The following is a 12636-nucleotide window of genomic DNA, read 5'->3' as shown; positions in this document are numbered from 1 at the left end:
ACAATGAATATTATTAAAGAATTGACTTGAAGAGGACTATTAAAACAGGTAACAAACAAAGAAAAACTATTAAAATCACAAGAATTACAAAAAGGAGTATATTGTGGTTTTGACCCGACGGGAGATTCTTTACATGTTGGCCATTTAATTCAAATTATTTTGTTAGAACGTTTTGCTAAATGTGGTTTTAAATCAATTACAATTATTGGGGGAGGAACCGGAATGATTGGGGACCCCAGCGGAAAGAAAGGCGAACGGGTATTGTTGAATAATGCGACAGTATTGCATAATGTGGAAAGCATCAAACAACAAGTAGAAAAACTAATTCCGAATGTCAAAATTGTTAATAATGGTGAATGACTAAATAACATTTCATTAATTGATTTTTTACGCGACATGGGAAAAGAATTTAATATTAGTTATTTACTAAATAAAGAAAGCATTACTTCGCGAATTGAGAGTGGGTTATCATATACCGAGTTCTCTTATACTTTATTACAAGCTTATGATTTTTACCAGTTATATAAAAAGTATGACTGTACAGTCCAAACCGGGGGCAGTGATCAATGAGGAAACATTACTTCGGGAACGGATTATATTCGTAAGCAACTGGGAGAAGATAATTTAGCTTGTGGGTTAACAATGAATTTATTAACTAAGGCTGATGGGACTAAATTTGGAAAAACTGAATCAGGGGCTGTATGGTTAGATCCAACGAAAACTTCGCCATATGAGTTTTATCAATTCTTTTATAATCAAGAAGACATTGAAACTTTTAAACTATTAAAATTCTTAACTTTTTTATCAGAAGCAGAAATTAAGCAATTAGAACAAGACCATTTAAAAGAACCGTTTAAAAGATTAGGGCAAAAAAGATTAGCCGAAGAATTAACATTATTTGTTCACGGGAAAGATGAGTTAGCCCGTGCAATTAAAATTTCGGATGCTTTATTCAATGGTAATTTACATGAATTATCATTATCAGAATTAACAAGCATTCAACATAGTCTTCCTCACTACCAATTAGAATCACCAAATCTTAATTTGTTAGATTTATTAGTTGCTAGTGAAGTTGTTAGTTCGAAACGTGAAGGTCGTGAGTTTTTGAACAAAAATGCAATTACTATTAATGGCCACGTTGTTAATGATGAAACCAAAGTTTTATCACCACCAGATTTTTTACATAATAAATTTTTAATTATTCGTCGCGGTAAGCGAAAATACCATATTATTTACTTATAAATAAAGAAAAAGGATTTGAATAATGTTATTCAAATCCTTTTTTTCTATATTTGACCTTAGTTAATTGATATTTGATTTTTTATTTTGTTCATACTCAGCCTTTGCTTTTTCGTATACTTCCACAATTGCCTTATGTCTTAAGTATTCTTCTTCTGAGATGTTTTGAATTACTCGTTCTTTGATTTCATCTTCAATGAATAATGAAATTTTCTTATTAATCGTATTAATTGCGTGTTCAATTTCATCATCTTGTGCTACATAGTCATTTATTAACTCAAATTTTTCTTCTCATGATAATGTATTAATAAATTCTAGAATAAATCTTGGATTTTCTTTAATATATTCTGACAATGGTTTATCGACATGGTCCTCAATAAAAGAATCAATTTTTTCTGGTAGCATTCTTATCCTCCTAAATTTAAGTTATATGTAATTTGCCGAACTATCTTAAAAATAATTGGACAAATTCTTTTATAATTATATCATTTATTGTAAAATTATGCTAAAATAATCCTGCGAAATTATTACGTTATTACTATTTTATTAGTATAACTTATACCTATAGATTTCGATATGACCAATGGAGGAAAAAATGAAAAAAATTTGTTTAGTATGTTCTGCAGGAATTAGCACAAAAACAATTGTTGAAAAAATTAATAATGTTTTGGTCCAAGACAACAAAGAATGAAAATTTGAAGCTGTAACAGTAAATAATTTAAACATCAATGATTATGATATTGTGTTATTAACACCACAAGTTGAATACTTAAAAAATAAAATTATTGGAATGTTACCAGAAAATAAAGATATTAAAGTGGAAGTACTTCCTTCAAACTTGTATGTTAAAAATGATGCGAATTCAATCATTGATTTTACGGCAAATATTTAATTAATTAGCAAAGGCTGCAAATAATTAATTGAAAAAATTTTAAAAATTTATCTATTTTTAGATAATTTTTTTTAATTTTCTTGATTTTTAACATACACTAATTTGTAAGTAAACTTAGAAGAAAGAAGATGAGGGTCTAAGATGCGAAAATTACATGCCAGTTTTTTATTAACCAGAGCAGTTTCCATAGCTGTTCTGGAACTTGCGGCAATTGCAGGATACCATCGTATCAACAAAAATATATTAAATATGTTTCTTATGAAAAATAAACTTACTTATCATCCCAAACATATCGTTGTTTTGGCAAATGATGGGTTAGCAGCGTATGCGCTGCAAAAAGCAACCATTCCAAATCTTTGCCCATGATGGACCATGATGCTTATAAATTAGATGTGCGTAGTGAGTTGTCAAATTCTTCTGCCGGAAATTGAGCAACAATTTTATTGGTAACAGGTCCCGAAAACCACGGGATTGTTGATCAGCCATTAACTAATATTCACCATTCTATTTATATTGATGAAGCAAAGTTAGTCAAGCAAACTTCAATTTTTGGTTTAATTCATCAAAGTAATCTTGACGCGGGATGATGAGTAACTCACGAAAGAATTCAAACGGCGTTTGTTTCTTTATTAGGTGTACAGTCAATTGCTTTAAGTCTTGATTTTAAAGCATATGGTCAGAATTTTATTGATTATTATTATCAAACAAATACCAAAAAAAATTCAATTGAGCGTTATTTAGATGTGTTAGAACACCAAATTGATACCACCAAACCTAGTTTATCATGGATGTATTTTTTAGATCCTGATGATACTGGACACTCTCGTGAATATAATTCTGAAGAATACTACCAAGCATTAACAAAAACTGATCAGCAAATAGGGATAATTATAATAAGTTAAAAGCTAAACAAATGTATGATGACACACCATTTATTATTAATAGTGATCATGGAGGACTGTCTCAATATCATGGACGACCAAACATTCCGGAAATGACGGTTCCTTGAATTGTTTATACTAAAAAAGATATTTTGCAATCAGGAGTTATTCCAGATAGAATTAAAGTATATGATAGTGCGCCCACACTAATAAGTATAAATTCATTTTTTCACCCACTTAATTCAATTTTTTATACTACTCTCATATTATAACTTATCTCTTAAATATATTAATGATATTTTAGATATTTAAAAGATCTTTTATAAAATATTGGTAAAAATTAACTGGTAGGAATTTTTTCATCCCCTGATATCTTAGCAAACTAACAAAAACTAATAAATAACTAATTTATTTTTGGAATGTTGCTCCGCTTAATCTTTGGGTGGTTAACTAACGGGATAACAACATATTGAAATGTTCTAAACTTTGTAACAGCAAGCATTTGGGTTGCTTTAGTTTATTCACTTCTTAAATATCTTGCAATTTACTTTCTTTTTTTGGAATTTCAGTTGGTTATAATAAACTATGGAAAAAACAATTTAAGTTAATGCTAAATTTACCAACTGCTAACCCGAAAGTTCTAACTGAGCCAGTAGTAAATCCGGTTAATAACTAAAAGTTATTAACTTTTTTTTGTTATGCTTGTTTTAGCGCTTGTTATACGATATTATTTAAATAAATAAGATTAATTAAAAAAATAAAAGGAGTGGTTAAAGTGTCCGAGCAGATGTGCCAACTGAACAATCTAGTTAACAGAATGAATATTTTAACCAGCAATTTTAGTTAAAAATTAATTTTAATAATATTTGCCTGGTTTCAAAATTTTGTTCTTAATTAATAATAAATTAAGAGGAGGCTAATGAATGCAGGTAAAAAAAAGAAAAGGTAAAAAAGAAATTGGGTTTGCTAAAACTGATGAAATTAAAAGAATTGCCCAACTTGGACAAGTGGCGATTTTAGATCATTTTCATCTTTCAAAATTTGGGTTAGATTTTGACCAAGCAAAAGAAATTGCCAAAGAATACGGTGATAATACTTTAAAAGAAGTTAGGTTCCAATGATTTTTAGAGTTATTAAAAGTATTTTTAAATCCATTTAACATTGTGCTAGGATGTATTGCCCTGTATAATTTTCTAAGTTATTTTTTTATGAATGGTGATAGTTTTGAGCTAGTCGGAACGGTTATTGTCTTAGTGATGATTTTTATTAGTACGACGGTATCTTATATTCAAGAAGTCCGCAGTTATTTAGTGACAAAAAAATTAACTAATTTAGTTAGCAACACCATTACGGTTATTCGACTAACTGAGGATGAAAAAGTTGATGAAGTTGTCGCAAGTAATAATACTGAATTAATAAAAGAAGCCAAAGAATTAGAAATTCATGAATTAGTGCAGGGAGATTTAATTTATTTATCAAGTGGTGATATGGTTCCCGCTGATGTTCGCATTCTCTGAAGTAATGATTTATTTATTAACCAGTCTTCATTAACGGGAGAGTCACTACCAGTCGAAAAACATGCTAGTTATAATAAGGAAAAATCAAATTTATTAGAATTACAAAATATTTGTTATACTGGAACAAGTGTGGTGTCAGGAAGTGCGATTGCTATTGTAATTGGGGTTGGAGAAAATACCTATTATGCAACGATTTCAAAAACAATTACTGAAAAAAGACCACAAAATAGTTTTAACAAGGGAATTAAAAGAACAACTTGGTTGTTATTATGTTTTATGTTTGTGATGGTGCCAATTGTTTTTGTTATTAATGGTGTTACCAAAAATGATTGGGTTGGGGCACTCTTATTTGCAATTTCAGTGGCGGTTGGATTAACGCCTGAGATGTTGCCAATGATTGTTACTTCTAATTTAGCACGCGGGGCTAGCAAAATGAGTAAGGCCAAAGTTGTTGTTAAAAAACTAGAAGCAATTCAAAATTTAGGGGCCATTGATGTTTTATGCACGGATAAAACCGGGACGCTAACAAATGATAATATTGAGTTAATTGACTATACATTATTAAATAATAAGCAAGATGAAAAATTATTAAATTATGTTTATTTAAATAGCCTTTATCAAACTGGTTTAAAAAATCCGATGGATAAGGCAATTATTAAATATGTTGAACAACATAATTTAAAATTAATGACAAATGATTATGTTAAAATTGATGAAATTCCGTTTGATTTTAACCGACGAAAATTAACAGTTGTTGTCAAAGGTGAAGATAACCACCATACCCTAATTTGTAAAGGGGCAATTGAAGAAATTGTTAAAAATTGTAACCGCATTGAATATGATGGGAAATTAGTACCCCTTAGTGATGATCATTTAAGAATGATTAATGCAACAACTAATCGTTTAAACACCGAAGGACTGCGAGTAATTGGAGTTGCTTACTCACGAGGACATGAAAAAAATGATTATTATACAACAAGTGATGAAAATGATTTAATTTTTTTAGGTTTTATCTCCTTTTTAGATAAACCAAAACCATCTGCTGCGAAAATGATTAAATTATTGAAACAAAATGGGGTTGAATTAAAAATCTTAACCGGAGATAATGAGCAAGTAACAAGAGCAATTTGTGACCGGGTAGATTTGAATGTTAAGGGCTTAGTGAATGGCGAAGATTTAGAAAAATTAAGTGAGTATGAATTACGAGATGTGGTGGAACGAAATAATATTTTTGTAAAATTAAACCCCTTACAAAAAGCTAAAATTATTGATGCGTTAAAAGCTAATGACCATGCTGTTGGTTTTATGGGGGATGGGATCAATGATGCTCCGGTGTTACGTCAAAGTGATGTCGCAATATCGGTTGATAATGCAACTGATATTGCTAAAGAAGCTTCTGATATTATTTTATTAGAAAAGTCTTTATTAGTTTTAGAAAAAGGAATTATTCAGGGACGTAATATCTTTGGAAATATTTTGAAATATATTAAAATTACAATTTCATCAAATTTTGGAAATGTTTTAAGTGTTTTAATTGCCTCGGCATGGTTACCTTTTGTGCCTTTAGCACCAATTCAATTACTATTTCAAAATTTATTATATGATATGTCGCAATTTGCTGTGGCTTTTGATAAAGTAGATGCTGATTTTTTAGCAAAACCACAAACTTGGACAACCAAAGACATTATTCCGTTTGTTTTTATTAACGGACCAGTCTCCTCAATTTTTGATATTATTACCTTTGCAATAATGGGTTATTATTTTGGGGTTTTATCACAAGGAAACCCAACCCCTGAACAAATTAGTTTATTCCATACTGGCTGATTTGTTGAAGGATTGCTAACTCAAACCTTAGTGGTGCAAATGTACCGCACTCGTCGGATTCCGTTTATCCAATCGCGTGCTGCTTGGCAACTAAATGTCGCCACCTTAGCAGTTATTACAATTGGAATTGTGATTCCCTTTACCATTATTGGAACTGAATTGGGAATGCGTCCATTACTAGGGATTTATTTTGCGTTCTTGGTGATGATTATTATATCCTATTGCTTGCTGAGTCAGCTGGCAAAGTTTATTTACATCAAAATTTACCACCGGTGACTATAAAAATAATAAAACTCAGATCATTAGAATCTGTGTTTTATTATTTAGCACTATTTCAACTTTTAACAATTTTAGTACCATTTATAATGTAATTTTTATAATCACTATTTTTTTCAATAATTTGGTTAAAAACAATGTCTACAAATAATAACTGGATAATTTTAGAAGAAACAGCAGAATAGCGTGAGATTTGTTTAAGCGTTCGAAAGAGAATTTTATTATGTAAATATTTTTCATATCCGCAATTTAGATTTGAAGTAATTAAAGTAACGGGAATTTTATAGTTAAAAGCTATTTTAAGAATTTCTAAGATTTCTCTGGTGCGTCCAGATTTTGAAAATAAAATAATTTGGTCATTAGCTGTTAACCCGGGGATTGTTAATAATTGGGTATGAAAATCTTTATTACAAGCTATATTAACTCCAATTTTTTGCAAATTATTTGCTAATTCTTCACAAGCAATTCAGGATGAACCAACACCAAAAATGAGAATTCGGTTTGCTTGTATAATATCATTTACAAGAACTTCTAATTGTTGGTGTTGAATATTTTGGACTGTTTCATTAATTGCATAGATATTATAAGTAGTAATATTATTAATGCTATCTTGGAGTTGGGTTCCGGTTGATAACCGATAATGTTTTTTTTGTCATTCGTTTTTTTCATGAACATACTGTTGGAGTTTTCGAAAGGTTTGAAACCCATTTTTATTAGCAAAGCGACTAATTGAAGCTGTTGAAACATAGCATTTTTGGGCAATCTTTTGGATATTATTATTAATAAAATACTCTGTTTCATTATTAATAAAATCAATGATTGTTAAATCACTATGAGTATTTTGTGGATTATTAATTTCTAAAATTTTAAATTGTCCCATCTTGTCACCTCTTGGAAATTATTATAACTCTTTTTATGTAAAAAATTTTCATAATTATAAAATTTATTTGTAAAAAAGTAAAAATTGCAATATATTTATCAAAGGGGAGGAGATAATATTAGTTTTACAAGTGAAATTAGGAAAAAACTTATAGTATCATGTCAAGCAGTTGATGATGAAATTTTAAATGATAGTTATGTATTGCAAAAAATTGCTTTAGCATGTGTGCAAGGCGGGGCGGAAGTGCTCCGATTAAGCCAAGTTGAACATATCAAAGCAATCAAAGAAGTAGTTAATGTTCCAATTATTGGGCTAATTAAAAAACATTATGAAAATAGTGAAGTATTTATTACCCCGACTTTAGCAGAAGTTAAACAATTAATTGCATTACAAGTGGATGTCATTGCTTTAGATGCCACTTTCCGTAATCGTCCCCGTGAAAGTTTAGAAGAAATTGTCGAATATTTACGAACAAATTATCCTGACCAGCTAATTATGGCTGATTGTTCGGAAATTAGTGATATTGAGAATGCTGAAAGATTAGGATTTGATTTTATTGCCACAACTTTACGTGGTTATACTTCCCAAACAGTAGGATTAGGAAATTTAGATAATAATTATCAATTTGTCAAAGAATTAAAGCCAGTTATTAATAAAAGCCATCTAATTATTGAAGGTGGCATTTGATATCCAGAACAAGTTAAAGATTTATTAAGTTTTGATCATGTTTGAGCAGTAGTCGTGGGAAGTGCGATTACGCGTCCGCAAGTAATTACCGAACATTTTATGAAAATATTACCAAAGAATGAAGGTGAATAATATTGAACAAAGAGTATCAAACAGATAATAAAAATAGTTTTTCATTTGTAAAAGAATGATGGAAACAACGTAAAAATAAGTGATCAGCTAATTTGCAAAAATTTGCCCGCGGCCTAATGTTACCGATTTCCGTATTGCCGTTTGCCGGACTACTATTAGGAATTAGCGGAGCAATTGGGGCAAATGATTATAGTGCTAGTGGAGTTATTGCCGCGAACATTTTTAAAGGAATGAGTGAAATTATTTTTGCTAACTTTGCCATTATGTTTTGTGTCGCTGTGGCAATTACTTTTACTAGTGAGTCAGGTGCCGCTGCTTTTATTGCAATAATATCTTATTTAGTTTTTTCTTCTTCCCAAATTCCATTCATTCATTTTGAAGGAAATACTTTAAAAAACATTATGTGGTTTCATAGCGGTGAGGGCTTAAATAGCTTAATTACTAGTAATTTAGGGATTAGGTCCTTACAAACATCTATTTTTGGAGGAATTATTATAGGAGCGGTTACTGCCTATGTTTATAATCGTTTACACCTCTTAAAATTACCATCAGCAATTAGTTTTTTCAGTGGCGTACGGTTTTTACCATTTGTAATGATTCCGTTAAGCTTTGTAATTGCCATTATCTTTTTAATTTTTTGACCATGGGTTGGTCAAGCAATTAATATTATTGGCGAAAATATTGCCAAAGCACCTGCTGGCGTTGATGGTTTAGCATATGGGATTTTTACCAGAGCATTAATGCCATTTGGTCTGCACCAAATTGTGATTGCGGTGGCGTTTACTACTCCGTTTGGAGGAGTTTTATCAACTGAGATCTTTATGAATGCCATTCAACAAGCAAATGTTGATGTTGCAAATGAACAGATTAAACATATTTTAGACCTTTTAAAAGATAATCCAATTAATGGCGATCAATCAATTTGAAACTTTATTAATGGACTGCCTTATAATAGTTTACCAATTAATGGTGGTGCTAGTTCAATTCCAATTTTTGAATGATTTACCAAGTATGCACATATTCATGCGGGAAGATTTACCCAAGACTATCCAACTTATTTGGGAGTGTGTATGGGAATTGGAATTGCCTTTATTTTAACCGCTAATAAATCAAATCGCCGCAATACTATTTCAGTAATTGGTTCAGCAATGGTAGTTGCTTTTCTAACCGGAATTACTGAACCATTAGAATTTACCTTCTTATTTATAGTTCCCTATTTATATTATTTAATTTATGTACCGTTATCAGGTTTTTCATATATGTTTATGCAATTAGTAGGTGCCCATGTTGGTGTTGGGTTTGCCCGTGGTTTTATTGACTTAATGATCTATGGGGCCTTACCAGTAATGAAAGGAACTAAGTTCTATTATGCCTTTTTATTTGCCATCGGGGAGGGTATCATCGCTTTTTGTACTTTCTACTTTGCGATTAAACATTGAGATTTACCAACTCCTGGCCGTGGAAACAATGAAGTGAGATTACTAAGTAAAAAAGATTTTAGCTTAAAAAAACAACCCTCCGCAACTAGTGATGCGGATCAACGAATCCTTAATATTATTAAAGGATTTGGTGGGAAAGAAAATATTATTTCTGTCACATCCTGTGCAACCAGACTCCGGGTAACAGTCAAAGACGCAACAAAAATAGATCCTCAAGTATTTCGCAACGAAGGAGCTGCTGGTTCAATTATCAAAGGTGATAACATCCAGGTTGTGTTTGGTGGGGAAGTCGTTGTTTTAAGCGCACAAATTAATAAATTATTATAAAAATATTAACTAACGGATTCAGATTAAAATGGGGCATGTTTAGTGATTAAAAATAACCTAAACATGTTTTTTCTTATCATTTTTTAGGATACAATAAAATTAAGAAATGAATAAACTATGATGTGAAAAATTAGTTAGAAAGTTAACAGGTGGATAATACGTTTAATTACAAGAAATTTAGTTACTTTAGTTTTTATTGTTTTATCTTATTTTGCCTATTCAAGTTGGGTAAATTGACTAATTGATAACCAAGGGAATAGTAACTTAGTACAAATTTTAAGTCCGTTTAAGTTAATTATTTTAGGAATGTTATTTGCAATGATTATTCCGACTTTTAAATCAACTTTTATGTCGACAATCATTGGGATGCGCCAGTATAAAAAAACAAAATCTGATTTTTTATTGTATAATTATAATAAGTTACACACTATTTTAGAGAACATGAAAATTAATATTTTAAAAAATAACACTTCAGGAATTAAAAAGGATTTATTATTATATGAAAAATCTCCGGTTAAACCAGAATTTGTTACCTAGTGCGGGATTTAGAAAAACCGCTTTAATTGAAGGTGATTTTACGCGTTATAAAGAAGTTATTGATAGAGAGGGGTTATTGGCGCTTTAACAGAAATTTACCAAAAAGAACGCCAGGTTATTTTAAATACCAATAAAAAAGAAACTTTCTTTGATTTTAAAAGAGGTTATGAAATGGCTTCCCATTATTACCAAACTTTATATAACCATGTTAAAAACCGGGTAGCCTTAGGGTGAAAAATCTTTTCCTTAAGTATGTTTCGCTTTTACTTTTATCTATTAGGATATGACTTAGGAATTAACACCATTTTGGAAATTGTTGTTTTTCCCATTCTTAATATTTATAGTAATATTAATTTAGAAAATGGGGCGCTATTATTTTTGTTATTTGTTGTGTGACAATTGCGTTAATTGTTCATTTAATAAAAGACCTTACAAAATAAAAATCTTAATTAATAAGAATTACTTAATTATTCCCGCTCTTGTTTACTATTCGTTAATTGCCTTAATTACTTTAAACATTTGTTTGACAATTAGTATTATGTCAAGTATCACTTATCCAGTTCCAAATGTTGGAGAGAGTATTTTAGCAGTTGGTCCTTTACCATATTTACTATCCCTAGCTTATTTAGTCTTATCAACAGCTTTATTATTATATGTAATTGCTACTTTAATGGATATTTTTAAAGCGGATGAGTTATCATTAGAGTTAATTCTAGAGAAGGCTAGTGGTTCCGTTTGCGTTGTGACTAGTGGTAACAATTGCCAAATTTACAACTAATAGTTTAAGTAACTACCATCAGGTTAGTGGCCAGTTAAACAATACAATTATGGGTTATATTACTATTATTCTGTTTATTTATTGAATTATTAACTGGGTTATTGGTAGTTTTATGTTTGTCATGCTTAAAAAGCAAAAAAAAGTGATAATAACCAAAAAAATCTAAAAAAGATAAAAATTATTTTTTTATTTGTTAATATATAATTACAATGGTATAAAGAGTAAGTGAGGTTTTTAACATGGGCTATTATTATCAACATAACTTTAATTTTTCATATCATAGCTTACAACGAATTAAAGAGCGAATCGCTGCTTTTAAAACAGTCGATGAATGAATTATTAAAGAAAAGATTATTAAAATGATTGATAATTCGACTGATCGAATTGAAACCACACGGAATTTTTATATTAAATTAGATAACTTTAAAAATAATCTATATGTAGTTATTAATAAGCATAATAATTTAATTGTAACTGTGACACTGATGAGTCCCCAAAAATTACTAGAGATATTAAACGAGAAATAATATTTCTTATTTCTAAGAATAATACAACTGAGAAATTTATGAAAATAAGACAGATATTTTAATGGATTTAAGAAAATGAAAAAGAAAAAAATTATTGATTCAATTTTAGCAATGACAAAAAATTGAAAGCTAATTGTGATCAAAATTAAGCACACTTATAAAACTTTTATTTGCAAAAATATTATCGACCAGTTTTTAGAAGATATTCGCCAATATCCGGAATTATCACGATATATGAAATTATTTAGAATTTTAACAGTTCCCAAGGTGAAGCCTAGTTTATATTCGGATGCCTGAATTATTAATAAGCAAATGAAATATTTTGATTTTGATTTTGCGTTGCAAATTAGTTGTAATAATGATGTTTATCGTGATGATCAAACTTTACTAAATTTTGACAAGGTTTTAAGGCAATTAATTATTAACAAGTTAAAATATTATTTAACAATTATTTTACATAATACCCACCCCCACCGTTGAGTGTTACCAAAATCAATTGATGATGATATTTTAATTAATAATATTAAAACTTACTTACAATTTGTGGAAAAAACAGAAATTTCTATTAAATTTATTAATTTACAAGATCAGGAAGTTATTAAAACAATTTTTAATCAGTATATTGGCAATCCGATTATTGCTGAATTTAATTTAAAAAAGCGCAAGATAAAAAGAATGTTTATAATCGCTTAATTTCATA

At 29.6% G+C, this 12636-nt stretch carries 14 protein-coding genes; 12 read left to right on the top strand and 2 right to left on the bottom strand.

What is annotated here, in order from left to right; all coding sequences use genetic code 4:
• Nucleotides 1–3 precede the first annotated feature (3 nt).
• Complete coding sequence (gene tyrS / locus P344_RS05005) at nt 4–1242, top strand: tyrosine--tRNA ligase (RefSeq protein ID WP_025317781.1); 1239 nt, start codon at nt 4–6, stop codon at nt 1240–1242.
• A gap of 60 nt (nt 1243–1302) precedes the next feature.
• Here tyrS and P344_RS05000 read toward each other — a convergent pair whose 3' ends face one another.
• A complete protein-coding gene (locus tag P344_RS05000; RefSeq protein WP_025317780.1) occupies nt 1303–1644 on the bottom strand; it encodes a hypothetical protein in 342 nt (113 codons plus the stop codon).
• Between the two features lie 190 nt (nt 1645–1834).
• On the opposite strand from P344_RS05000, the gene P344_RS04995 reads away from it, so the two are divergent.
• The 4 genes from P344_RS04995 (at nt 1835) to mgtA (ending at nt 6635) form a co-directional block, all read left to right on the top strand.
• Nucleotides 1835–2131: a PTS sugar transporter subunit IIB gene (locus P344_RS04995; protein WP_025317779.1), complete on the top strand. Its 297-nt coding sequence runs from the start codon at nt 1835–1837 to the stop codon at nt 2129–2131.
• 141 nt (nt 2132–2272) lie between these two features.
• Nucleotides 2273–2521 carry a hypothetical protein gene (locus P344_RS04990; protein WP_025317778.1) on the top strand — a complete coding sequence of 83 codons (249 nt, stop codon included), beginning with the start codon at nt 2273–2275 and terminating at the stop codon, nt 2519–2521.
• A complete protein-coding gene (locus P344_RS04985) occupies nt 2494–3033 on the top strand; it encodes an alkaline phosphatase family protein (RefSeq protein ID WP_148552333.1) in 540 nt (179 codons plus the stop codon). The genes P344_RS04990 and P344_RS04985 overlap by 28 nt, the downstream gene beginning before the upstream one ends.
• A gap of 902 nt (nt 3034–3935) precedes the next feature.
• Entirely contained in the window at nt 3936–6635 is a 2700-nt protein-coding gene (gene mgtA, locus P344_RS04975) for a magnesium-translocating P-type ATPase (RefSeq protein WP_025317775.1), read from the top strand.
• Between the two features lie 37 nt (nt 6636–6672).
• Here the strand turns inward: mgtA and P344_RS04970 are convergent, their stop codons facing one another.
• Complete coding sequence (locus tag P344_RS04970) at nt 6673–7509, bottom strand: MurR/RpiR family transcriptional regulator (RefSeq protein WP_025317774.1); 837 nt, start codon at nt 7507–7509, stop codon at nt 6673–6675.
• A 117-nt stretch (nt 7510–7626) separates the two neighbouring features.
• On the opposite strand from P344_RS04970, the gene P344_RS04965 reads away from it, so the two are divergent.
• From P344_RS04965 to P344_RS04930, 7 genes are all read left to right on the top strand, one after another.
• The gene (locus P344_RS04965; protein WP_025317773.1) at nt 7627–8328 is read left to right on the top strand and encodes an N-acetylmannosamine-6-phosphate 2-epimerase; all 702 of its coding nucleotides are present in this window, start codon (nt 7627–7629) and stop codon (nt 8326–8328) included.
• A 2-nt stretch (nt 8329–8330) separates the two neighbouring features.
• The gene (locus P344_RS07970) at nt 8331–10094 is read left to right on the top strand and encodes a PTS transporter subunit EIIC (protein WP_025317772.1); all 1764 of its coding nucleotides are present in this window, start codon (nt 8331–8333) and stop codon (nt 10092–10094) included.
• Between the two features lie 318 nt (nt 10095–10412).
• Nucleotides 10413–10631 (top strand): hypothetical protein, encoded by a 219-nt coding sequence (locus P344_RS04955; RefSeq protein WP_025317771.1) that lies wholly within the window; start codon nt 10413–10415, stop codon nt 10629–10631.
• A gap of 171 nt (nt 10632–10802) precedes the next feature.
• Nucleotides 10803–11039, top strand: a complete 237-nt coding sequence (locus P344_RS04950; RefSeq protein ID WP_025317770.1) for a hypothetical protein — start codon at nt 10803–10805, stop codon at nt 11037–11039.
• A gap of 130 nt (nt 11040–11169) precedes the next feature.
• Entirely contained in the window at nt 11170–11409 is a 240-nt protein-coding gene (locus P344_RS06850) for a hypothetical protein (protein WP_148552331.1), read from the top strand.
• Nucleotides 11410–11648: 239 nt separating this feature from the next.
• The gene (locus P344_RS04935; RefSeq protein WP_025317767.1) at nt 11649–11936 is read left to right on the top strand and encodes a hypothetical protein; all 288 of its coding nucleotides are present in this window, start codon (nt 11649–11651) and stop codon (nt 11934–11936) included.
• 75 nt (nt 11937–12011) lie between these two features.
• A complete protein-coding gene (locus P344_RS04930) occupies nt 12012–12629 on the top strand; it encodes a hypothetical protein (protein WP_025317766.1) in 618 nt (205 codons plus the stop codon).
• The last annotated feature ends 7 nt before the right edge of the window (nt 12630–12636 follow it).

It is taken from the genome of Spiroplasma mirum ATCC 29335, from assembly GCF_000565195.1.
GTDB lineage: Bacteria > Bacillota_I > Bacilli_A > Mycoplasmatales > Mycoplasmataceae > Spiroplasma > Spiroplasma mirum.
This window is presented reverse-complemented; position numbering and strand designations above follow the sequence as displayed.